The sequence below is a fragment of the Clostridium sp. NSJ-49 genome, from assembly GCF_014287725.1.
Lineage (GTDB): Bacteria > Bacillota > Clostridia > Clostridiales > Clostridiaceae > Clostridium > Clostridium disporicum_B.
The window spans coordinates 1-24,918 of sequence record NZ_JACOOP010000034.1 but is presented as its reverse complement, the minus strand read 5'-3'; the positions used below and the strand labels follow the sequence as shown (position 1 = coordinate 24,918).

Genomic DNA, 24,918 nt, shown 5'->3' with positions numbered 1-24,918 from the left:
TTTTATATAAAAGTAATTAGAGAATAAAGTGTATTTTTATATTAAGAGAAATTTATAATACAGATGAAAATAATTTTGAAAAAGATTCTTTAATTTTTGCAGATCTACCTCTATTATTATAAGCTTCTAAAGTTAGTTGAGTTGATTTTAATATGTCCTTTTTAAATTCTTGTTTTTGCTCTTTAGCAATTTTTTCGGAGTAAATAAATGCATTAACTTCAAAGTTTAACTCAAAGCTTCTTGTATCCATGTTAGCAGTTCCAACTGAGCATATCTCATCATCAATTACCACTGTCTTTGCATGAAGAAAGGCATTTTTATCGTAATGATATATTTTTACATTAGAATCTAATAATTCACCAGCATAAAAAAGATTTGCCCAGTAAACAAAAGGGTGATCTCCTTTTCCAGGAATCATTATTCTTACATCAACACCAGATAAAGCAGCAAGTTTTAAACTATCTGAAATACTTTTATCTATGATTAAATAAGGAGATTGAATATAAATATAGTCTTTTGCTTTTTGAATCATTTTTAAATAACCTAATTTGATTTCATAATTATCACTTAAGTTAGGTCCGCTTGATAGTATTTGCATACCATCATTAGCAGGTTTTAAGTTGGATTCATCAAAAATAAGTATCTTTTCTAAATCAACTACTTCTTTAGTTGCATATCTCCAGTCTGCTAGAAATCTTAAATTTAAATCTTTTACTGCAGAGCCTTCAAATTTTATATGAGTATCTCTCCAGTAACCAAACTTTTTATCTTTTCCTAAATACTCATCACCAACATTAAATCCGCCAACAAAGCCGATAGTGTTATCTATAACTACTATTTTTCTGTGATTTCTAAAGTTCATATTTAGATTAATGATTTTTAACCAAGAAGGGAAAAATTCACCAATTTTACATCCGGCATCAATTAATGGTTTAAGTCGAGTTTTATTAAGAGACCTACTTCCTACAGAATCATAAAGAAATCTCACTTCTACACCAGCACGAGCTTTTTCTTCTAAAATATTTAAAATTTTAGAACCTATATCATCACTTTTAAATATGTAAAATTCAATATTTATACTTTTTTTTGCCTTTTTTAAACTTTCTAATAATTCTTCAAAAAATATTTTTCCGTCTGAGAATAGTTCTATATTGTTATCATCTCTATAAGGAGAAAATTCAATAGCTTCTAGAGACATAATCATATCTAAATTTTTTAAGTTTTTATTAGTGCTTTTAAATAACTCTCTTTCTTTAATATAGTCATTATATATGTTAAATATTTTAAGTTCTGAATCTTTTACTCCAAACATATTAGCATTATTTAATCGTCTACCTACTAGTAAAAATGCAATAAAGCCAATAAAAGGTGCTAAATATAAAATTAGAGTCCAGGCAATAATACTATTAGCAGGACGTTTTTCTTTAAATACCATATAAACTATAGTAAAAAAGTTTATAAGGTGAATTAAAATAGTTAAAAATTTGAACATTTACTTTCCTCCTTAAAAGTTATGAAAACATATTTATTATATTATATGCTAAAATAAAAAATATAAAAAGCTAGCAAGCCTATATTCTAATTTTATTGGAGTTTAAACTACAATCTTTAGACTTATGGTAGTTTGTCGTAAGTATGAAAAAGGAATTGGATTATGTGTCCAATTCCTTTTTATATTTTATTTAGAACCTTTAAATTTTATTTTTTTAAAAATTAATACTAATGCTACTAATAGTAATGACCATAAAATAACTATATAGTTTGATGATACATTTCTTATTGCAAAGGACTTTCCTAGAGTTTTATTAGTCTCATCATTATATGATTCATTATTACTATTTGTATCTTCAGAAGTTACTAGAATTTCTGGATTAACTTCAGAGATTTCTTCGGAAGATTCCACTAATACCAGAGCATCAAGTATTTCTTCAGGATTTTTCACAGTAGTTTCTGGCACTTCAGATATTACTGTGGTTAATTCAGGTTTTTCTGCTGGAGCATCAGGAGTACTTGGTACATCAGGAGTTCCATCAGGTTTTTCTACTGGAGCATCAGGAGTACTTGGTACATCAGGAGTTCCATCAGGTTTTTCTGCTGGAGAATCAGGAGTGCTTGGTACATTAGGAGTTCCATCAGGTTTTTCCGCTGGAACATCAGGAGTACTTGGTACATCAGGAGTTCCATCAGGTTTTTCCGCTGGAGAATCAGGAGTACTTGGTACATCAGGAGTTCCATCAGGTTTTTCTGCTGGAACATCAGGAGTACTTGGTACATCAGGAGTTCCATCAGGTTTTTCCGCTGGAGCATCAGGAGTACTTGGTACATCAGGAGTTCCATCAGGTTTTTCTGTTGGAACATCAGGAGTATTTGGTACATCAGGAGTTCCTCCAGGTTTTGTTTCATCATTAACTTTATTTGATAATACTATTATGTTTCTTTCGACTACAGTAGTATTATTATCACTATCTGTTACTTCATATTTTACTGAATAATTTCCTTCAGTTAAGATACTTAAGTCCATTGTAGGTAATTTTAGTAAATGCATTAAATCGCCATCTTCTAAATCAGTTACAGTTATTCCATTAGCAAAATCAAATCCAGTACCTTCACCTTCGTTTATTACTATGTCATCTAATACAGTTATTACTGGGAATTGATTTGTTACTGTTACTATTCTATCTACAGTTGTAGTGTTTCTATCATTATCAGTTACAGTATAAGTTAATGTATAATCTTTATTTGTTCCTGGAGTAGGCTCACCTAATTCTCCAGTTACATTTATCTGTAATCCAGTTGTATCAATATCATCAGTGTAGCTAACGTCCTTCATCTTATCGAAGGTAGCAACTTGTCCAACTCCTATTGTTATATTATTAGCACCATGTATAACTGGTGGATTTGATTTAGCAGGAGCTTTTCCTTTATAGAAAGTACCATCTGTAGATATCATATTAAGAGCTATTTCTTCGTTTATAGCACGAACTTCTATTACATGCTTACCTTCGTTTGGCATATTTAATGTAATTGAAGGTTCTCTTAGTGATCCTGTTAATTTAACTTTTTCCCACTTACCACCATCGACTCTAATTTCTACTTCAACATCTTTAACTACATATATATTACTTTCATTTCCTTCAAAACAATACATAAAGTAACCAGTAGTTGTGTTGTATGTTGCACCATTTACAAAGGCTCCATTAGAATGTTTCTTCCAATCTCCTTCATATTGTATAAAGCTAGAGTCCTGAGCTATTACATTTTTTACATTTGTTTTATTTGATAACTTTACCTCTGAAACTATTGTTATATTACGGCCATCTCTATTATTTAAAGCTCTAATTTTTAAATATTTAGCTTTTGTTTCTGGTAATGATATTTTTATGTCTGCAGGGGCAATTGAATTGTCTTTTCTTGTTTTATCTTCATGTATCTGCGTCCAAACAGTTTTATCTCCATTATACTCATCTGCTATAAATATTTCATAATCTCCTATTACACCAACTTGGTCATATTGACGTGTATATATTTCTAGATTATTAAAAGATTTTTCTTCACCTAAATCAATTATATACTCATGTGGGAAAGGTGTTCTATTAGAATCATCATAAGATGAGTGGAAATATGTAGATATATCTCCGTCAACTATATTTTCTTTAATACCTTCATTATGAGAGTTTAGATCATTATTAGGAACAACTCCTTGTGGAGTACTAATAACTGTTAATCCTTTTAATAAAGTTTCATCTGCTGTTGCTAATGTTGATGGTCTAATATACTCAGGGTCTGGCATTATGAAGTTTTTATCTGTAATTTTACCTACATCATCTAAGTTGCAATAGACCTTAGTTATTGATTTCCAACTAGTATCTCCTGAAGTTTTTCTAATATTTACATCAGCCCAGCCTATACCTCCAGTATTTTTAGCTACTAATGTATATGGATAAGCTTTATTAGCTTCTAATTTTACTGTAAAGCTAGTTGATTTAGGTCTGCCTTGATCATCAAGTTGTTGAGAAAGATTAAATGCATCTTCAGCAGTCTTTGCATAAGCGTTAGCTACAGATTGTAATGTTGTTTTATTATTTTAATGTAATTGAAAAGCAGCTCTATCATCCCCGAAAGCTTGGAATTCATACTCTCCATCTTCATCTACCATAAAATATCCGGTGCTTCTAGATAATTTATCACCTTCTGCTGCATCAATTTTCATTCCAGTTGATGTTGAAGTTCCGTATGGAGTGCCTGTCTTTAAAGCATCTAAGGCTTCGTAAATATCCCATTTAAGTATATCGAAATGCTCTACAATACTAGAATTATAATCTAGAGCTATAGTACAGTTTAATTTAGTATCATGAGATATTCCATCTTTTTCAACTCTAACTGTTAATACAAATTCATCTAATGCATTTTCAGGCATTGATTTACTAGCTAAATAATCATATTTACCATCAGGTCTTAAGTTTAAAGCTCCGTACTTTGGCTGTGATACATCTATCACAGTTACATTACCAGGTGAAACTAAACTTTTTTGGAAGTCAAATGTATAACCACTAGATGGAATATAGAATGGTCTACCTGTTTCTCTGCCTACTTCCCCCATTGCATATACACTTTGCACTGGAATAAATTCCTCATATTTAAGGGCTTTTATCGCATCAATCGTTTGTTGTTTCAATGGCCAACGTAATTCATTTTGTATATACCATGTATAATCACGTCCACCAGCCACACAAAATCTATATGCCATATCATCATATCTATCATCTCTCTTCAGTCCGCCTTGACTTTCAAGCTTATAATCATATGGTGGAATATATATTCCGTTAAAGGTTCCTCCCTCATAAGTTGATTTAATAACATTAACATAGTTTATTGGTCCAATTTCATGAGCAAATGTACTAAACATAAAGTTACCTATATTCGGTACACCTGGATAGTACTTAACACCTTCAAATATTTGCTGTTTTAAACTACTATATGGATCTGCAACCTTATTCCAATCATAAGTTCCCTCTTCACTTCTAGAAGCTGCTATATTAGTATATAAAATATATGATGCAGCACTTAAAGCATTATTAGTTATTTCAGTAAAATCAGTTCCAAGGCCCCATTCATCAGAATATGAATTATATCTTCTTTGATAATGGTGATTTATTTCATGTATTATTCCCCAACTTCCATTTTTCACTAGACCATCATAATCAAATGCATCTTTTGACCATTCTGGTGGTAAATTACATGACCAGCTCCATACATTTGCATATGCTATACCAACGGTTATATATTGGTCAAAAGTAAGAGTCATTGGTGTTGTTCTGTTTTCAAGGCCAATTGCATTGGCACTTAAGGCAGTTACATTTGTCCAAAACTCTGATGCTTTTTGAGGATCTTCAATATGACGAATAAATTTAGCCGGAAGTATAAATCTTAAATAAGGAGTTCTTATTTCAGCAAATATACCTGGTGCATCTTTTGCAACTTTCCATTCTTCAGCTGTTGTTTTACCTAAATCATAATATGGTGTATCAACTACCCCTTTAATATCTACCTCAATATTTGTGCCTAAAGGAACAGATTCAGCTATTTCTATAAAGACCATTCCTCCAAAAGGTGTACCTACTTTAGTTTCGCTTTCACTAATAGAGAAAGTTTTTCCTAAATACGGCATACGATTTTCGTTGCTATGATTATAATGATAATCTTCTGCATCAACCATAGTCATACCTACGCTAAGTTTAATTTTCCCTTGCTTAGCGTATTTTAAAGCTTCATCATTTAATGTTACAGTTGCTATTTCACCAGCTGGAACATATGAAGCTAATGAATGTGTTCCTTTAACATTAGTATTAATATATATTTTCTTTTCAACACCTAAAGCATCATCTGGAACAGTACCATAAAATTGTCCATCAGCTGCTTTATGTTTTGTTAATGTTCCATTTTTATATCTTCTTCTACCTTGTCCATAATTGCTTTATTTTCAGCTTTTATTAGCTCAAAGGTAGCTTCATCTGGAACTTGATTAATTAATGGAATTGGATAGTAAGTTATATCATAAAGTCCAGTTACGTTTGGTAAAGTACGTGGAACGTCTGTCCTAGTTGTTATAACGCTATCTGTTGTATCGTATACAAAGGTATCAAATTAAATATTTTACAAAAACTATTTTTCATATTATAGATTTTTTTTTCATTTAATGCATAGTTTTAATAAAAATATGAATAAAAAACAATTTATTATTGAAAAAATGCTTTTAGTTGCTAGAATCTAAATGAATATGTCGAAAGTTGGAGAAAAGGAGTAAATTATGAAAAAGAAAGCAAGTATTTTAGTATTAACAGGTGCGGTAACAATGAGTAATATGGGGTTAACAACATTTGCAGATGTTAAAGATGAAAGCCTATTAACTCAAGAAATAAATGCTGACTTACAAAATGAGGTATCTATAAATAATGAGGAAACATTTATAGTTCCAGAAGTTGACGAACAAATATCAATAATTGAAGATGTTAGTGATGAAAGCTTATTAATTAAAAATGTAAGCGCTAACTTACAAAATAAAGTAGTTGTTGAACAAGGTGGAATAGTTAGAGTTGCAGGAGAGGATGGCCAATTAGGAACACCTGACGATGTATTTATTGTGCCAGGAACATATGGACAAGCTCCAGATATTGATCAGTTTGGAAATGTAACATTACCAACTGGAGGAAAGGTATACCTGCAAAATGGTACTATAGTTGAAGATATTGGGAATGATCATTCAATAATAGTTCCAGGGGGGACTGTTATTACACCAAATGGTAATGGTGGTGCACCAACAGTAAACGCAGACGGAAGCGTTAATGTACCAGAAGGTAGTATGGTAGTTTTAGCAAATGGATATGATACAACACCACCAAGTGGAAGCTCAGTAAGCAATAATGGAAATGTTACTACAGCAAGTGAAGTAGAGATTAAAGCAAATGGAACAGTTGTAGTTCCAGGACCAGATGGACAAGTAGGAACACCTGACGACGTAATGGTTAAGCCGCTTATACATCCAGATATATACGGCGAAATTCCAACTGTTGATGAATTTGGAAATGTAACATTACCAACTGGAGGACATGTATTACTGCCAGATGGGACTATAGTTACAGATAGAGGAGCTGATCATTCAATAATAGTTCCAGGAGGAACTGTTGTTACACCAAATGGTAATGGTGGAGCACCAACAGTAAATGCAGACGGAAGCGTTAATGTACCAGATGGAAGTATGGTAGTATTACCAAATGGAGATGATATGACACCAGAAGATGGAGGTGTTGTAAAACCAGATGGAAGTATTGAAAACTTAGATGGAAGTGTTATAAGACCAGATGGAAGTATTGAAAATCCAGGCGGAAATGGAAATAATCCAGGTGGAAGCGATGACAACACAGGCGGAAACGGAAATAATCCAGGTGGAAGCGATGACAACACAGGCGGAAATAATCCAGGTGGAAGCGATGACAACACAGGCGGAAACGGAAATAATCCAGATGGAAGTGGAGACAACACAGGCGAAAACGGAAATAATCCAGGTGGAAGTGGAGACAACACAGGCGGAAACGGAACTAATCCAGGAGGAAGTGGAGACAACACAGGTGGAAACGGAACTAATCCAGGAGGAAGTGAAAACAACACAGGTGGAAACGGAACTAATCCAGGTGGAACTGAAAACAATACAGGTGAAAACGGAACTAACCTAGGAGGAAGTGAAAACAACACAGGTATAAATGAAACTAATCCAAGTGAAAGCGGAAGCAACACAATTGGAAATGTAACTAATCAAGGTGGAACTGTTGTAAATCCTAATACAGGTGATACATCTATAATGGGCACATTAGGATTAGGATTAACGGCATTATTAGCTTTAGTTAAAAATAGAAAAAATAAAGAATAAATCATTTGTCATATAGAAGACTATATATGGAGTTGTGCATTAAATAATTAGTGTACAGCTCCTTTTTGATTATAGCTTGAAGAGTTAGCTAAAGTAAAAAATAAATATTGACTTTAACCTAAGGGGAAGGATTAAACTTAAGTTATTAAATCAAATGCGCAGGTGATAAGATGTTTTCAATAGGAGTTTTTTCAAAAATTAATAAGGTAACCACAAAGACATTAAGATATTACGAAGATGTAGGCTTATTAAAGCCAGGATATGTAGATGAAGTTACAAAGTATAGATATTATACAACAGAGCAATTGCCTAAATTGCATGAAATAATAACATTGAAGCAAATGGGTTTATCAATAAATGAAATAAAGAAAGTAATAGATGAACCTAAAGAAATTGAAAATATACTAGTATCTAAAGAAAAAGAAATATTGGATATTATAAAAGAAGAGGAATATAAACTTTTAAGGTTAAGAAGCTATATTTCTAATTTAAAAGGAGATAAAGGTATGAAAAATATAATTATAAAATCATTACCAAAAGTTAAAGTTGCATCTATGAGAAAGATAGTAAATAGCTATAATGAGTTTTTAGAAGATAATTTTAGATTGTTATAGGTTGTAGTTTAAACTACAACCTTTTTTGATTATATAAAGTTATTAAAGCATAAGAAAAATGACATGAATTAGAAAGTATTATATAATTTCTTTAAGAATAAGGTTGATAAATAGAAGCCTAAAAAGGAGCATTATATGAAAAGTTATTCACAAGAAGAGCTAGAGAATGCATTAAAAATTATATCTTCAACAATCAGTACATGTGAAAAGATACAACCAAAATTTAGAGAAGGTACGTCGCAGTTCTCCCTTTTGAGAAATAGAATTAAAGCATTGAAAATCTCTAAATGCTTAATAGAAAATGACGGAAGCATAAAGGAATATATCGTAGATGATTTAGAAAAAGCATTACCACCGGTGATTTCAATTATTAATAAAACAGAGAAGGCTCAAAGTAAGTATGATGAAGGAAGTACCCAGTTTAAGAAATTTTCACCACTTATAGAAGCGATGTATATTGCAAGAGCATTAATAACAAATGAAATTATTAAAAGAGAGTAATTTCAGTTTAAAGATGAGATTAAGAGTTTAACTAAGTTAAATAAAGTATAAGTTATAGAGCAGAGTTAAATACAAAAGTATATAAAAAAAGGAGTTATTATGAGTAAAGTACGAAAAATGTTAGGCAAAGCTGATTCACCATATATTATTTCTCTTATGAGATTAATAGAAACACAAAGCAAAAATACAATTGTAAAATGGTGTAATAAATATGCAAGGGAGCATATTTTACCTATTTATGAAAAGGATTATCCTGAAGATTATAGGTTGAAAAATGCATTGAATGCAGTTGATGAATGGTTAGAAGGAAATATAAAATTAGCAGAAGCAAAGAAAATTATCAAAGAAGTTCAAATAGCTGCTAGAGAGGTAGAGGGGAATCCAGCTGCACAGGCTGCGGCAAGAGCAATTGGAGCAACAACGACAACAATTAATACTATAACAAGTTCATTAGGACTTGCGTTTTATGGTTCTGCGGCCATAGCATATTCATCTATTGGAACAAGTGAGAATATAGAAGTTTATGATGAAATTGCAGCAAGAGAGTGCAAAAAGATGGAAGAGGATTTGCGTAAAATTTCTATAAAGGATGAGCCTAATCCAGCTAAGATAAATTGGAAATGCTAAATTATAGAAGAATTACATGATACAATAAATATAATGATAATTATCTTAAATATAGGAAAACTAGGCATTTACAGGGTGTCAAATACTTTTGACATGCGAAAAATAGGTAATATCAAACACTTTTGATGGTGAAAATTCATTAAAGGTTATAGATTAATAGTGCAGGAGGACATTGTATGGAGATTGGAAAACAAATAAAAAAATATAGATCAGAAATGAAGCTTTCACAGGATGAGTTAGCTGAAAAGATATTTGTATCTCGTCAAACTATATCAAATTGGGAAAATAATAAGAGCTATCCTGATGTGAAAAGTTTATTATTACTAAGCTCTCTTTTTAATGTCTCTCTTGACATATTAATTAAAGGAGACCTTGAAGAAATGAAAGAAAAAATTAAAACAGAAGACATTGATGGATTTAAACATGATAGTAATATATTTAGTATATTGTTATTGAGTACTATTTTATTACCTGTTCCACTTCTACGATTCATGGGATATGTTGGAGCTGGAATTTTGGGGTTGATTGCAATAGGTGCAATATATTATGCAATCCGAGTTGAAAAGTATAAAAAGAATTTTAATATCCAAACATATCGAGAAATTCTTGCCTTTTTTGAAGGAAAGAATATGAATGAGCTTGAAAAGAATCAGGAGTATGGGAAAAGACCATATCAGAAATTTTTATTAGCAATAGGTGCAGGTTTATTGACGATATTAGTAGCAGTTATCATGAGATATATATTATTTATATAATAAATAAAGAAACATATAATTATATGTATAAATTACCAATTAGTTTAGGTAAATGAAAGTTTAATCGGTGATGATACTAGCAATTAAATGAGAATTTATTGGGGGATTATAAATGCGTAATGAAAAAGAGATGTATGAGCTATTATTAAGTGTTGCTGAAAAAGATGAGAGAATACACGCTGTATATATGAATGGTTCTAGAACTAATAAAAATGTTCCAAGAGATATTTTTCAAGATTATGATATTGTATATGTAGTAGATGAAACTAGGAGTTTTATTGAAGATAAAAATTGGATTAAAAATTTTGGGGAAATACTGTATATGCAATACCCAGATGAATCTCCGTATTATCCTAGTGATAAGGAAAAATCCTATGGCTGGCTTATGCAGTTTGCTGATGGAAATAGAATTGATTTACACGTGGAAACCATCGAAAGTGCTAGAGAAAATATTTTAAGTGATAAGCTATGTAAGATATTGTTGGATAAGGATAATATTTTGCCACAAATTCCTGAAGCTACTGATGAAGACTATTATGTAAAAAAGCCAACTGAAGAAGAATACATTGCCACATGTAATGAATTTTGGTGGTGTTCAAATAATATTGCTAAAGGATTATGGAGGCAAGAGATTCCATATGTACAGGACATGGCTAATCTTATTGTAAGAAAAGAATTAGAGAAGATGTTTTCTTGGAAGGTTGGTATTATTACAGATTTTTCAGTGAGTGTTGGGAAATCAGCAAAGTATATGTATAAGTGGTTGGATAAAAGCGACTGGGAGTCATATCTTGCAACGTATTTTGGCGGAAATATTGAAGAGGCTTGGGACAGTGTAATGAGAATGTGCGATTTATTTAAAGAGACTGCAATTTTTGTAGGTAAGGAATTAGGATATGAATATAATTCTTTAGAAGGAAGAAATGCTAGAGCGTTTTTAGAGCATGTACGACAATTACCAAAGGATGCTATTGAAATAAACTTATTTTAACTTTAATCAATACTTATAGTGAATTTTAAATCTTTATAATTTCTACATCTTTTTTAGAATGAAGCACATCATACGTAGGAAAGTTCAATTAAACTTATAAAATAAATTTGAAAATCTTAAGTTGTATTACTTGGGGGCTATTTTTTATGTGAGTATTTTTGTTATGTTGAACATAAACAATGCAGGTTTATTTAAGAAACTATAAGAATAAAGTAAATAAGTTATTGAACTTATACCTTCAAAGAAAATGTTAAATGAAGTTGAGGGTATGAAGGATAAATTACGTAGATTAATTATTTTATTAAATTAAGCCAATATAGGAAATGATAGTAAATAAATATAGAAAAATAAACGCAAATGCACTATTTTATGGAAAATATTGTTTGAATTTAAAATATTTATAAAAAATAAATAAAAAAGGTTGTAACTGAATGAGTACTATGTTATTATAAATGAGTAGCAAAGTTGCTAACAAAAAAAGTTTCATTTAGGTAAATAGTTTCTCGGAGATTAGAGATTATTATATCAATTTAGAATCTTTAATTTTAGGAGGAATATTTATGACAGATAAAACATTAAAATGTAGAGATTGTGGAAGTGAATTCGTATTTTCAGTAGGAGAACAAGAATTCTACAAAGAAAAAGGATTTACAAATGAGCCAACAAGATGTATATCTTGTAGAAGAGCTAAAAAAGAACAAAATAGAAGATAATTTTAGATTATTATAGGTTGTAGTTTAAACTACAACCTTTTTTATTTATATAAAGTGATTAAAAGTATAAGAAAAATGACATGAATTAGAAATTATTATATAATTCCTTTAAGAATCAGGTTGATAAATGGAATTAAACATAAATGAAATTAATGAAATAAGTTCAGAAGAGCTTTACAAGAGTTTTTATGAACATAAACAATATAACTGATGAACAGATATGGACTACTATAACTTATATTAATAAAGCTTATATAAAAAGAGAGTTATTTTTAACTGGAGAAGATAAAATAGCTATAAAAGAGATGGTAGGGAAGTTAGTAGCTAAGAATAATATCAAATATGTAAATCAAGTAAAGAGCATGGAAAAGTTAATGAGTGCTTTAGGCGTAAGAGTAATAAACGTAGATGGAAAGTTTAAAATAAAGTAAGATATGAAATACCTCAGTGGATTATATTTTAAAACCACTGAGGTATTATTTGTTTTTTATTTAAGAAATCTATCTATTGCAGTATTTAATTTTTCAATAGCTTCTTCATCATCATTTTTAGCAGCATCAATTATACAATGATTTATATGGTCTTGTAATAATATCTTTCCTACATTATTTAATGCGGATTTAACTGCTGCTATTTGAATTAATATTTCAGTGCAATCTTTTTCTTCAATACACATTCTTTTTATAGCTTCAGTATGACCTATTATTCTGGACATTCTATTTATTATTTGTTTTTGATTTGGATGCTTATGGTCATGAGTATTCATATTGCAACTCCTTTCATTTTAGGAAATTTTAATTTCATCCCACTTTCCTTTTAAAAATCTACTTAATAGTATTATACTTCGAACTACTATATCAAGGGAATATGCTAACCATATACCAACTAATCCTAAATTAAATTTAACGGCAAATATATATCCAAATAATACTCTTATTCCCCATATACCTATTAATGTTGAGTACATAGGTAATTTAGTGTCACCAGCTCCTTGAAGTGCACTGCTAATTACTAATGTAATAGATAAAAATGGTTGAAATATGGCGATTATTCTTAATACTGTTACAACTAAGTTTTGAACTTCCAAATCGTCAGTAAACATTTTTGCTAATGAAGGAGCTGCTATAAAAAATATACTGCCTATTATGATCATTACTATAGTTGAAAGAAGGTTACATAAAAGACCATATCTCTTAGCAAATTTAGGATTATCAGCACCTAATTGACTTCCTATTAAAGTAGTTGCAGCAACTCCAAACCCCATAGCTGGAAGGTATGAATAACTTTCAATAGTTCCAGCTATATTATGTGCTACATATGAAGAAGTCCCTAGTGATATAATTAATGAACCATAGGCAAGTTGTCCAAATCTCATTATTAGTTTTTCAATTCCTGCAGGAACACCAATTTTACTTATTGATAGTATTAAACCTTTATCAATGATCCATTTATCAAATAGCTTTAATTTTAAAGTCGTTTTACCTTTACAAAGACTAAATAGAAGTATACTAACTGTTATCACACGAGATATAGTTGTTGCTAATCCAGCTCCAATTATTCCTAGTCATTTAAAATCAAATATCCCAAAAATTAAAATATAATTCAAAATAATATTTATAACATTGGCTACTATTGATGCTATCATAGGTGTTTTAGTATTACCAGTTGCCCTTAGTGAACTTGATAATATTAATGATAGACTTAAAAATATACATGGAACTGCCACAACTATAAAATATGGCAATGCATATTCAAGGATATCGGAAGTTGCTCCTAAGGTTATTAAAATAGGTTTAGCAAATAAGAAGCTTATAAGCCCTATAATTAAACTAATTCCTGTAGTAAGGATAATAGCTTGTTTAACAGTTTCAATTGCTTTTTCTTTATTTTTTAATCCTATATTTCTTGAAACTATTGCGGTAGTTCCAACACCTATAGCTGTAAAGAAGGCAATATAAATATTATTTATCAGGTTAGTAGCTCCTATTCCAGCTATAGCATTAGGATGAAGCTTACCGGCAAACAAGGTATCAGTAGTACCAAGGAGCACTTGAAGTATATTTTCTATTATAACTGGTATAGCTAGAATTAATATGGATTTTATTTCATTTAGATATGATGGTTTATATAATGTTTTACTTGGATTTAATTGAATCATAGTATAGCCTCTCTTTTTAAAATCCCCTATAGGGGGATAATTTGATTTTATAATACAACTTATGGAATATCAAGGAAAATGATACAAATTGGAAGAAGAGAATAACTTTTGATTTACACTTTTTTATTTGGATATACTTACAATAGAGGAGCTGATATTATGGAGACAAAATCACAGAGGTTTTTATATGAACTCTTTATGATGATTTTAGCTTTAGTAGTTGTAACTATAACTATAATACAATTAACTATGACGTTATCTAGTGAGATGGATAGGATTATAACAATCATAGACAACGGAATATATATACTTTTTCTTTTAGATTATTTTACAAGATTAATAAAAAGTGAAAATAAGTGGAGTTTTATTAAAAATAATAAGATAGATTTGATAACCATAATACCTTTTAATTCATTATTTATGGCTCTTAGAATATTTAGATTTTTAAGAGTTACTGAATTTTTAAAGGCGCTTAAGGCTTTAAAGGCAACGGTCTTTATAAATAATATTGTCAAAAAAGTAAGAGTTGTTCTTAGGACTAATTATTTTAATTATGTACTTTTAATAACTATTACTTTGATTTTCTCTTGTGCAGCATTTATATCTATCTTTGAAAATATAAGATTTAAGGATGCTCTTTGGTGGAGCTTTGTAACTACAACTACTGTAGGATATGGGGATATTGCCCCTACTTCAGATTTAGGAAGGATAGTAGCAGTTATTCTTATGATTACAGGAGTAACTTTTATGGGTTTATTGACAGGAACTATATCTACATATTTTTTAAGAAAAGATAGAGAGAGAAATAAAGGTGATTACAAATATGAAGCTATTGAAGAGATTAAAGAAAGATTAGATGATTTTGATAATCTTTCTAGGGAAGAGCTTGAAATTATTACAAAGGTATTATTGTCCTTGAAGGAAGAGAATGATGGTGATAAAGTGTGAGATATGCTCACACTTTATTTAAATTGGAAATACGACTTTTATTATTGTACCTTTGTTTGGATGACTTTTTACATCTATATTACCATTATGAAGCTCTACTATTTTCTTTACCATAGTCAAACCTAAGCCGTTGCCTTCAGTTGTATGGGATGTATCACCTTGATAAAATTTATCGAAAATATGAGCTTTTACATCTTGAGTCATGCCTATACCTGTGTCTTTAACTTTAAAGATAACACTATCTTCAAAAGACATTAATTCAATTTTTACATCGCCATTGTTTGGAGTAAATTTTATAGCATTATCAATTAAGTTAACCCATACCTGCTTTAGAAGTTCTTCATTTCCATAGTAACTAGTTTCATCTAAATCTATATTCATATTAATATTTTTATCTGACCATTTTGATTCAAGCATAAGTATTGAATGTCTTATTTGTTCAGCTAGGTCAAAGTCATGCTGATCAGATATTATATTTGTATTTTCAATATTTGATAGGTTTAATATATTAGTAGCAAGAGTTGCAAGTCTATCTGATTCACTTATTATTATATCTAAATATTCATCACGAACTTCTTTTGGAAGATTATCGTTTTTAAGAAGCTTTGCAAAGCCTCTAAGAGATACTATTGGTGTTTTAAATTCATGAGAAAAATTATTTACAAAGTCATTTCTTAATATTTTAGCACTTCCAAGCTCCGAGGCCATATTATTAAAGCTTATAGAGAGATTATTCAAAACTTTAGGATAATCAAAGTTAATTCTTACATCAAAGTTTCCATTAGATAATTCTTCAGTGGCATCAATCAATTTATTTATTGGCTTTAATGGAATTTCTCCAAATATTAATGTTAATGTACACCCTATTATTGTACTTAAAAGCGCTATAAATAATAAAATACGAAGAAATGGTGGATGTTGAGGTTCTCTAAATAGTTGATTATTATATAAAAAGCTTCCAATCAACGCAACTATACACATAGTGCTTACTATTATTATAAAAACTACGCCTGTCAGCAGGATAGTAAGCCCGTTAAATCTCTTATTACAGTGTTTTTTATTTCTCTTCATACTTTACCGCCTTATATCCTAATCCTCTTACAGCAACAAGCTCAAATTCAGGATAGTCTTCAAATTTTTTACGAAGTCTATTTATATGTACATTTAATGTATTTGCACAGGTTTCTGATTCTAAGCCCCATATTTCATCCATAAGCTGAAGTCTAGTGAAAATTTTATTTGGATAAGAAAGCAGCTTATATAATAATTGAAATTCCTTTTGAGGCAATATTTTAATATCATCATTACGGCTTACTGTAAGGGTATCATAATCTAAAACTACATTGCCAACTCTAAGCTTTCTCTCATTTATTATCATTGAACGTCTTAAGAGAGCTTTAATTCTAAGTAGCATTTCTTCTTCATCAATAGGCTTGGTCATATAATCATCAGTTCCAACTAAGAAGCCTTTCTTTTTATCTTCAGGAAGCTGTTTAGCTGATACCATAAGTATCGGAATATTATTGTTACATGAACGTAATGTATCAGTAAGTTCGTATCCATCCATCTCTGGCATCATAATGTCTAAAACTACTAAATCGATATGTTCTTTATCAAAAACCTCAAGAGCTTCTCTGCCATTTTCAGCAGTATAAGTTTTATAACCATCATTGGAAATAATAGCATCCATAAGCTTTCTTGCATTTTTATCATCTTCAACAATTAATATATGAAACATAAAATCCTCCTAAGAATATTTCTCAATTTTATAATAACTATAAAATTATACCATAAAAAAATAAATCGAGGATAAACAGAATAAGAGTATAAAAAAGTGGTAAATAATACTTAAGAATAACAAAAAAAAGTTAAATTAGTTTATTTTCAGTTTATTTTGGAGGCTTAATATAAGCTTATTGAAAGAACAATAGCAGGAGGAGTAGTAATATATGTTGCAGTTAAAGAACATTTATAAGGTTTATAAAACTGGAGATTTAACGCAGACCGCCTTAGATGGTGTAAGCTTAAATTTCAGAAAAAGTGAATTTGTTGCTATCTTAGGACAAAGTGGTTCAGGTAAAACAACTATGCTTAATATTATTGGTGGTCTTGATCAATATGATAAAGGTGATTTAATAATTAATGGAAAGTCTACAAAGAAATTTAATGATAGGGATTGGGATACTTATAGAAATCACTCAATAGGTTTTGTATTTCAAAGCTATAACTTAATTCCACACCAAACTGTATTATCTAATGTTGAATTAGCACTTACTTTATCAGGTGTTTCTAAAACAGAAAGAAGACAGAAAGCAAAGGAAGCTCTTGAAAAAGTAGGACTTGGAAAGCAGTTACACAAGAAGCCAAGCCAAATGTCTGGTGGACAGATGCAGAGAGTTGCTATAGCAAGAGCACTTATAAATGACCCGGATATATTATTAGCAGACGAGCCTACAGGAGCATTAGACTCTGAAACAAGCGTTCAAATTATGGAACTGTTAAAGGAGATATCTAAGGACAGGCTTATAATAATGGTTACTCATAACCCTGAGCTTGCTGAAGAATATGCAAACAGAATAGTAAGAGTTAGAGATGGTAATATAATTGATGACACAAACCCATGCAGTGATGAAGAAATTAAAATTTCTACAGAAAAAAGTGAAAGAGAAGCAAAGAAAACTTCAATGTCATTTGGAACTGCATTATCTTTAAGTTTAAATAACTTGAAGACTAAAAAAGGAAGAACTATTTTAACTGCTTTTGCAGGAAGTATTGGTATTATAGGTATAGCTTTAATATTATCACTATCAAGCGGAGTTAAGGACTATATAAATAAGGTTCAGGAAGATACACTTTCATCTTACCCAATATCTATAGAAAGTCAGACTGTAGATATGAGTAGCATGATGGAAAGTATGATGAATAAGAATAAAGCTGATGAAGAGCGTGAAGAAGGCAAGGTTTATTCCAATAATATAATGAGTGGAATGATGGAGTCTATGAGTGCTCAAGTTACTAAAAATGATTTAAAATCATTTAGAGAGTATTTAGAGAATGGAAATTCTAATATAGACGAGTATGCTAATGTCATTCAGTATGGATATGATTTAGACCTTCATATTTATAAATCTGATACATCTAATGGTATTGTTGAGGTTAGTCCAACAACTGTTTATGATAAGCTTGGATTTGGTGGTGGAGCATCTCAAATGCCTATGGCATCAAGCTTTAATGTATGGACAGAACTTTTAGGAAATCAGACTCTTTTAGAATCACAATATGATGTGGTTGCAGGAAAATGGCCAGAAAATTATGATGAAATAATATTAGTAGTAGATAAAAATAATGAAATCAGTGACGTAAATCTTTATTCTATAGGCTTATTAGATTCTTCTGAATTAGAAGCTAAGATGAAAAAGATACAGGCTGGTGAAGAGGTTGAAGAAAATCAAGAAGTAGTAAGCTATACTTTTGATGAGTTATTAAATTTAACTTATAAGCTTGTTTTAAATACAGATTACTATGAAAAAGAGGGTAACACTTGGGTAGATAAAAGTGAAAATGCAGTTTATATGAAAAAGCTTGTTGAAGATGCCCTTGAGTTAAAGGTTGTTGGTATAGTAAGACCATCAGAAGAGGCAGTAGCAACTTCTATAAGCTCAGCAGTAGGTTATACAAGTGACTTAACTGAATATGTTATTAATAGTATAAATGACAGCGAGATAGTAAAAGAGCAAAAAGAAAATCCAGATACAGATGTATTTACAGGAAAAGCTTTTGTAGTAGAAGATAGCGAAGATAATGATATGACAGCTATAGATATGTCTACCTTAACTGATGAAGAGAAGGCTTATTTAGCATCACTTTCACAAGAAGAACTACAAGCTCTTATGAAACAGCAAGCAGAAGCAACTGATGCAACATATGAAGGAAACCTATCTTTATTAGGATGTGTTGATTTAGATAATCCTTCAACTATAAATATTTATGCTAAAGACTTTGAAGCAAAAGAATCTATTGAAGATATAATTACAGCATATAATAATGAAAAAACAGATGCAGGTGAAGAAGAGTACGTTGTTACTTATAACGATATGGTAGGACTTATGATGTCTTCAGTAACTTCAATAATAGATATAATAAGCTATGTACTTATTGCATTCGTAGCAATTTCTTTAGTTGTATCATCAATTATGATAGGTATTATTACTTATATCTCAGTTCTTGAAAGAACTAAGGAAATAGGTATTCTTAGAAGTATCGGTGCATCTAAGAAGGATATTTCAAGAGTATTTAATGCAGAAACAGTAATAGTTGGATTTGGAGCAGGTGCAATAGGAATAATAGTAACGATATTATTAAATATTCCTATAAATGCTATAATAAAGGCAGTATCAGGTATTTCAGGAGTATCAAAACTTCCAGTAGCAGGCGCTATTATATTAATTGCTATAAGCATGTTATTAACTGTTATAGCAGGATTAATACCAGCAAAAGTGGCATCTAAGAAAGATCCGGTAGAAGCTTTAAGAACAGAGTAGAAGAAAGCCTACGGCAGATATAAGATTCATGTCGTAGGCTTTTATTTATTTTGTATAGGCAAATGTTTTTTCGGTTTACTAAAAATTTATTTTGTCTACAGAAGCTCTTTTTTTATGAGGTGGTAGAATAACTTATTCCCTTATGTAAATTAATTTTGAAATTTTAAAAAACTTATTGTTTATTTATATGAAGTTAGTATAAAATGGAAGGTATATGAAGTATGGAGGTGTGGGGTAAGTTGGATTCACAAGAAACAAAGGATAGTAATAGAAGAAAGAAAAGAAAGTTAAGTAAGAAAAAGAAGATTATAATAAGCGCTTTTTCAGTACTATTATTATTAATAGTATTTATAGCTTCGGGATATTTTTACGTGAGAAGTAAGATATATAGGCCTACTAAGCAGATTGAAAAACCTACTGTTACTCAAAATGCTGAAAGCGAGGAAACAGTTGAATATAGGACAGTTGAAGGTATTACCAATGTTTTATTATTAGGTGTTGATGGAATAGATTTTGATGCAGCGGATCAAAGATCTGATTCAATGATAATAGCAACATTAGATAGTAATAATAAAAAGATTAAGTTAACCTCACTGTATAGAGATGCGTTAGTATATATACCAGGTTATGGAGAAAATAAGATGAATGCATCATTTTCTTTAGGTGGACCTGAATTAGTAATGGAGACTATAAAATATAATTATGATATTAATATAGAAAAATATGTAATGATAAATTTTGTAGGATTTGAGGCTATTATAGATCAAATAGGTGGAATAGAAATTGATGTTCAGGAATATCAATTGAATGAATTAAATAAGTATATTGGTGAAGCAACAGGAGGAAATGATTGTACTGTAGAAGAGCCTGGACTTCAAACGCTCAATGGTAAACAAGCTTTATCTTATGCAAGAATAAGAAAAGGTGTTGGAGATGATTACGAAAGAACAGAAAGACAAAGAGAAGTCATTTTTAAAGTTGCTGAAAAATTACAGAAGACTAAGCCTATTAAGTATCTTGGTATAGCAACTAAGATGCTAGATTATCTTAGAACAAATATAGATCTTTATGAGTGTCTTGACTTAGCATATACTGTATTTAAATTCCCTAGTCTAGTTACAGAACAGTTAAGTATACCAGTTCCTGAACTCTCAGAAGATGTTAAGATTGATGGTATAGGTTGGGTTATAAGTATGGATAGGTATGAAAATGCAGAAATATTAAATGATTTTATATTTAATGATTATTTGCCAGATTTTATACTTAATAGATCTACAGAAAAAGATCCAAGTATTTATTTTGAATATGATGGATTTGGAAGTAGTTATGATGAAAGTTATTATTACGAAGAATATTACTATGAGGAAGATTACTATACACCAGAGATATATGAACCTATTGAAGAAGAGGTAATACAGCCTGAAGAACCTTCTGAAGATATTGTACCTCCAGTTAATGAAAGTAATACCGGAGATGGAACAATAACTGATGATGGAAGTAATCAAGGAGAAGATTTAGGCAATAGTGACAATTTTGATAATAATCAAATGTCACCTGAAGGGGAAGCTCCATAAGAAAAATAATATGATAGATAATATAGAGACAGATTAGCTGATGTAGAAAAGCTAATCTGTTTTTTTATTATTCGTCATTATCTGTGATTATAGAAAAAGTATGAAAAAAATTATACTTTTCACTTTTGACGAAGTCAAACTTTTCACCAAAGTGCTTCGCACTTTTATTCTGTAATTTCCTAATATATTAACAATAAAACCTAATATTATGCAATTTTAAAAATAGTAAATATATTAAAATATAATTGGATGAGTTTGAATTGAGAATTTATTAGTAGAAGAGAGGAGGGATAAAATGTTAAAGAGGTTAATAAGTATTTTTACATCTTTTTTTAAGATTGGTGTAATTGGTTTTGGTGGTGGAAGTGCTTTAATACCGATAGTTGAAAAAGAGATAGTTGAAGATAAGGAATGGTTTAATGAAGATGATTATTTAAAACATACAGTAATAGCTAATATCACGCCAGGAGCACTTCCAGTAAAGCTTGGTGCAGTTGCTGGATATGAAAGAGGTGGGGGACTAGGAAGTATATTAGGAGCATATGCAGTTACACTTCCAGGAGTAATATTAACTTTAGTACTTCTAACACTTTTTTCAATTGCAGGTGAAAAGATTGCTCATTATATAGAATTTGCATCAGTTGGAATATCTGTATTTATAATTAACTTACTTCTAAGTTACATATTAAAAGTAATTGAATCAGGTGAAAAAGAAGGTATAAAGAAGTACTATATAATGATTTGCATAGTAGCATTTGCTTTAACTGGTGGGAAAGAGATAAGATATTTAATCTCATCATTTTTAGAACGAGATTTAGGTGTATTAAGTTTTATAGTATTTGATATATCAACTATAAATTTGATGATAATATCATTTTTTATGATACTTTTTATAGGGTTAATAGGAACTAAAGAATCGATGATAATTGGAACTAGCATTTCTTTAATTTTTGCCTTTATAAATGGGAAAAATGAACTTGTTACTAGTGGTGGAATAATATCAAAGATACTTATGGTAGCTATGGCTATTTTAGCTTGTTATGCCATAGTAAGAGATAATAAGAAAAGACTAAAAAAAGAAAAGTCAAGGTTTAAAATAAGCAAACAAGCATATATTTCAATTGGGTTATTTATAGCAATACCAGTTGTATTATTTATTTTATTGATGATTTTAGCTCCAGAAGGTGGTAATATGGGAACTTTTGCAGGAGATGTTGCTATATCAACAGTTACATCTTTTGGTGGTGGAGAAGCTTACGTTTCAGTAGCAGATGGAATTTTTGTGCAAAGTGGAATGGTGAATGCAGGAGATTTTTATAATAAAATTGTAGCCATAGCAAATGCACTTCCTGGACCAATATTAGTTAAGATAGCAGCGGGTGTAGGTTTTATTTTAGGTGGAAGCTTAATTGGAGTATTATATGGATGGCTTTTAGCAATATTTGCAATGTCAGTAGCTGTAGGAGCTTGCTGCATAGTAGCAATAGTAGTGTTACTTGGTTATGATGCATTAAAAGATTCAATGGCATTAATTATGGTAAAACAATTTATATTACCTGTAGTATGTGGAATGCTTATATCAACATCGTTAAGCATGATGATAGAAGGTATGAAGGTAACTGCAGGATTAGGAATAGCAGGATTTACAGCATTACCTCTTATGATTTTAGCTATAGCAATGCTTTATTTTGTTCATAAGAGATATCATTTAAGTGATATTATATTACTTTGTGGAAGTGCTGTAATAAGTCTTTCTATGCTACAAATGATTTAGTTAACTTTATTGATTAAAAATTAAAGAAGATTAGTATTGACATATGGTAATATCAGGTTTAAAATTAATATGTAAGCATAATGTTTGCAAGATAGAAAGTTAATAGAAGTAGGTAAATGTCTTAACCACGAAGGTTTAGCGATATAAATCGTTTAAAGCTTTGTGGTTTTTAAATTTTTATTAATAATAATTTTACTGCAAATGTTTAAGAATAGTATTATATAAGAAAGATATTAAAAAGAAGTTGTCAGAAAAAGACAACTTCTAATTTTTTATGCAATTGTAATTTGAACTTTATCAATTCTCTTATTATCTAGGGATAAAATTTTAAATATTATAGAGTTTATGGTTATTTCTTTATTTATATAACCATTAGGAATTACACCTAGATTCTCAAGAACTAGTCCACCAACTGTGTCTATAATTTCAGATTCTAAATTAAGAGATAAATATTTATTTACATCAGATATGGTAACAAGTCCGTCAACTATATAATTTTTATCATCAAGCTTCTTAATTTTTGAAGAGTTATCATCATATTCGTCTGAAATTTCACCTATAACTTCTTCTATTAAGTCTTCTAAAGTAACAATTCCAGAAAAACCACCATATTCATCAATTAATATAGCCATATGATTTTTTGTTGATTTTAATTCTTTAAGCAAATCATCTATATTTTTTGTTTCAGGCACCATATAAGGTTTTCTCATTATAGATTCTATAGATAAATTTTCAATTCCCTTATTAACTACATTAGAAAAGATATCTTTCATATATAATATACCAACTATATTGTCAATATCATCGTCATATATAGGAATTCTAGAGTAGCTTTCTTCTAAAATAGTATTTATATTATCTTTAATACTTGACTTAACTTCAAGACAGAATGTTTCTGTTCTTGGTGTCATAACTTCTTTTGCTAATATATCATCAAATTGAATTATTCCATCAATCATATTTCTTTCAGTTTCATTTAAAGCCCCTTGCTCCTCGCCAAGCTCAATTAAACTCTTGATTTCTTCTCTTGATACATTTTCTTCAATGCCATCAGTTTTAATACCTAAAATTTTTAAAAGTAAATTAGTTGATGCAGATAAGAACCATACGAATGGTTTCGTAAGCTTTGAAATAAAGATAATAGGTTTTACCGTAAACATAGCAACTTTTTCAGCATTTTGCAGAGCTATTCGTTTAGGTAACAATTCACCGAGAACTAATGTTATATAAGAAATCAATAGAGTAATTAATAATACTGATATATTTGAGCTATAAGGCACACCTAGACTAGATAAAAAATAAGCAAGTCCAGATGATATTGAAGTTGCAGCAGATGCAGATGCGAAGAAACCTGCAAAAGTAATACCAACTTGAATTGTAGCTAAAAAATTACTAGGTTCTTTTAATAAACCCAATAAAAGCTTGGCTTTTTTATCGCCATCTTCAGCTAATAAAGTTATTTTGGTTTTGTTGATAGATACGATTGCCATTTCAGCAGATGCGAAAAATGCATTAACCATAACTAAGATAAAAATAAGAATAAAGTTCCCACTCGGGCTACCGTCCATTTAATAATATTCCCCCTCAAAAATAAATCGATCTGTTAAGTTATATGAACATTGCTCTTCTCAACCCAAGGAAATACAATAGGTTTGCAAGACTAAATAATACCCCCTTCGAAAAGGAGAGAAGAACAATGAGCAAAACTAATATAAAATGCCCACGCTGTAATTCTGATAAACTATACAAGTTTGGTATGAATAAGCAGGCTAAACAAAAGTATCAATGTAAGCAGTGT

22 protein-coding genes are annotated in these 24,918 nt (G+C 30.1%); 13 read left to right on the top strand and 9 right to left on the bottom strand.

Annotated features, from left to right (window positions below; all coding sequences use genetic code 11):
- Positions 1-52 precede the first annotated feature (52 nt).
- The 3 genes from cls to H8S10_RS12205 all read right to left on the bottom strand — a co-directional run bounded on the left by cls (position 53) and on the right by H8S10_RS12205 (position 5,851).
- Positions 53-1,492 (bottom strand): cardiolipin synthase, encoded by a 1,440-nt coding sequence (cls, locus tag H8S10_RS12215; RefSeq protein WP_186839060.1) that lies wholly within the window; start codon positions 1,490-1,492, stop codon positions 53-55.
- A 186-nt stretch (positions 1,493-1,678) separates the two neighbouring features.
- Positions 1,679-3,790, bottom strand: a complete 2,112-nt coding sequence (locus H8S10_RS12210) for an immunoglobulin-like domain-containing protein (protein ID WP_186839059.1) — start codon at positions 3,788-3,790, stop codon at positions 1,679-1,681.
- Positions 3,791-4,084: 294 nt separating this feature from the next.
- Positions 4,085-5,851, bottom strand: a complete 1,767-nt coding sequence (locus tag H8S10_RS12205) for a M60 family metallopeptidase (RefSeq protein WP_347707679.1) — start codon at positions 5,849-5,851, stop codon at positions 4,085-4,087.
- Positions 5,852-6,307: 456 nt separating this feature from the next.
- Here H8S10_RS12205 and H8S10_RS12200 point away from each other — a divergent pair, with 456 nt between their 5' ends.
- The 8 genes from H8S10_RS12200 to H8S10_RS12165 all read left to right on the top strand — a co-directional run bounded on the left by H8S10_RS12200 (position 6,308) and on the right by H8S10_RS12165 (position 12,556).
- Positions 6,308-7,924 carry a hypothetical protein gene (locus tag H8S10_RS12200; protein ID WP_186839057.1) on the top strand — a complete coding sequence of 539 codons (1,617 nt, stop codon included), beginning with the start codon at positions 6,308-6,310 and terminating at the stop codon, positions 7,922-7,924.
- Positions 7,925-8,094: 170 nt separating this feature from the next.
- The gene (locus H8S10_RS12195) at positions 8,095-8,538 is read left to right on the top strand and encodes a helix-turn-helix domain-containing protein (protein WP_186839056.1); all 444 of its coding nucleotides are present in this window, start codon (positions 8,095-8,097) and stop codon (positions 8,536-8,538) included.
- Positions 8,539-8,673: 135 nt separating this feature from the next.
- On the top strand, positions 8,674-9,039 hold the full coding sequence (locus H8S10_RS12190; protein ID WP_055264557.1) for a hypothetical protein: 366 nt from the start codon (positions 8,674-8,676) through the stop codon (positions 9,037-9,039).
- A 99-nt stretch (positions 9,040-9,138) separates the two neighbouring features.
- A complete protein-coding gene (locus tag H8S10_RS12185) occupies positions 9,139-9,666 on the top strand; it encodes a putative immunity protein (protein ID WP_186839055.1) in 528 nt (175 codons plus the stop codon).
- A gap of 176 nt (positions 9,667-9,842) precedes the next feature.
- The gene (locus tag H8S10_RS12180) at positions 9,843-10,421 is read left to right on the top strand and encodes a helix-turn-helix transcriptional regulator (protein WP_186839054.1); all 579 of its coding nucleotides are present in this window, start codon (positions 9,843-9,845) and stop codon (positions 10,419-10,421) included.
- Positions 10,422-10,533: 112 nt separating this feature from the next.
- The gene (locus H8S10_RS12175) at positions 10,534-11,412 is read left to right on the top strand and encodes an aminoglycoside 6-adenylyltransferase (RefSeq protein ID WP_186839053.1); all 879 of its coding nucleotides are present in this window, start codon (positions 10,534-10,536) and stop codon (positions 11,410-11,412) included.
- A 560-nt stretch (positions 11,413-11,972) separates the two neighbouring features.
- On the top strand, positions 11,973-12,125 hold the full coding sequence (locus H8S10_RS12170) for a zinc-ribbon domain-containing protein (protein ID WP_055264561.1): 153 nt from the start codon (positions 11,973-11,975) through the stop codon (positions 12,123-12,125).
- Between the two features lie 188 nt (positions 12,126-12,313).
- Entirely contained in the window at positions 12,314-12,556 is a 243-nt protein-coding gene (locus tag H8S10_RS12165; protein WP_186839052.1) for a hypothetical protein, read from the top strand.
- Between the two features lie 56 nt (positions 12,557-12,612).
- On the opposite strand, the gene H8S10_RS12160 is transcribed toward H8S10_RS12165, so the two are convergent.
- From H8S10_RS12160 to H8S10_RS18135, 3 genes are read right to left on the bottom strand one after another with little or no spacing between them, the layout of a single operon-like run.
- Positions 12,613-12,891 carry a metal-sensing transcriptional repressor gene (locus H8S10_RS12160; RefSeq protein ID WP_055264563.1) on the bottom strand — a complete coding sequence of 93 codons (279 nt, stop codon included), beginning with the start codon at positions 12,889-12,891 and terminating at the stop codon, positions 12,613-12,615.
- A gap of 18 nt (positions 12,892-12,909) precedes the next feature.
- The gene (locus tag H8S10_RS18140) at positions 12,910-13,680 is read right to left on the bottom strand and encodes an MATE family efflux transporter (protein ID WP_347707678.1); all 771 of its coding nucleotides are present in this window, start codon (positions 13,678-13,680) and stop codon (positions 12,910-12,912) included.
- Between the two features lie 9 nt (positions 13,681-13,689).
- On the bottom strand, positions 13,690-14,283 hold the full coding sequence (locus H8S10_RS18135) for an MATE family efflux transporter (protein ID WP_243175870.1): 594 nt from the start codon (positions 14,281-14,283) through the stop codon (positions 13,690-13,692).
- 159 nt (positions 14,284-14,442) lie between these two features.
- On the opposite strand from H8S10_RS18135, the gene H8S10_RS12150 reads away from it, so the two are divergent.
- Entirely contained in the window at positions 14,443-15,231 is a 789-nt protein-coding gene (locus H8S10_RS12150) for a potassium channel family protein (protein ID WP_186839051.1), read from the top strand.
- 18 nt (positions 15,232-15,249) lie between these two features.
- Here the strand turns inward: H8S10_RS12150 and H8S10_RS12145 are convergent, their stop codons facing one another.
- Together H8S10_RS12145 and H8S10_RS12140 are read right to left on the bottom strand one after the other, a co-directional pair.
- A complete protein-coding gene (locus tag H8S10_RS12145; protein WP_186839050.1) occupies positions 15,250-16,302 on the bottom strand; it encodes a HAMP domain-containing sensor histidine kinase in 1,053 nt (350 codons plus the stop codon).
- Positions 16,289-16,969, bottom strand: a complete 681-nt coding sequence (locus H8S10_RS12140) for a response regulator transcription factor (protein WP_186839049.1) — start codon at positions 16,967-16,969, stop codon at positions 16,289-16,291. The genes H8S10_RS12145 and H8S10_RS12140 overlap by 14 nt, the downstream gene beginning before the upstream one ends.
- A gap of 211 nt (positions 16,970-17,180) precedes the next feature.
- Between H8S10_RS12140 and H8S10_RS12135 the strand changes: the two genes are divergently transcribed.
- The 3 genes from H8S10_RS12135 (at position 17,181) to H8S10_RS12125 (ending at position 23,120) form a co-directional block, all read left to right on the top strand.
- Positions 17,181-19,772: an ABC transporter ATP-binding protein/permease gene (locus H8S10_RS12135; protein ID WP_186839048.1), complete on the top strand. Its 2,592-nt coding sequence runs from the start codon at positions 17,181-17,183 to the stop codon at positions 19,770-19,772.
- 239 nt (positions 19,773-20,011) lie between these two features.
- Positions 20,012-21,346, top strand: a complete 1,335-nt coding sequence (locus H8S10_RS12130) for an LCP family protein (RefSeq protein ID WP_243175869.1) — start codon at positions 20,012-20,014, stop codon at positions 21,344-21,346.
- 295 nt (positions 21,347-21,641) lie between these two features.
- Positions 21,642-23,120 (top strand): chromate transporter, encoded by a 1,479-nt coding sequence (locus H8S10_RS12125; RefSeq protein ID WP_186839046.1) that lies wholly within the window; start codon positions 21,642-21,644, stop codon positions 23,118-23,120.
- A 272-nt stretch (positions 23,121-23,392) separates the two neighbouring features.
- Here H8S10_RS12125 and H8S10_RS12120 read toward each other — a convergent pair whose 3' ends face one another.
- Positions 23,393-24,688 carry a hemolysin family protein gene (locus H8S10_RS12120; RefSeq protein ID WP_186839045.1) on the bottom strand — a complete coding sequence of 432 codons (1,296 nt, stop codon included), beginning with the start codon at positions 24,686-24,688 and terminating at the stop codon, positions 23,393-23,395.
- A 128-nt stretch (positions 24,689-24,816) separates the two neighbouring features.
- Here H8S10_RS12120 and H8S10_RS12115 point away from each other — a divergent pair.
- Positions 24,817-24,918 (top strand): IS1 family transposase (locus H8S10_RS12115; RefSeq protein WP_347707662.1); only part of this gene is annotated, 102 nt, incomplete at its 3' end.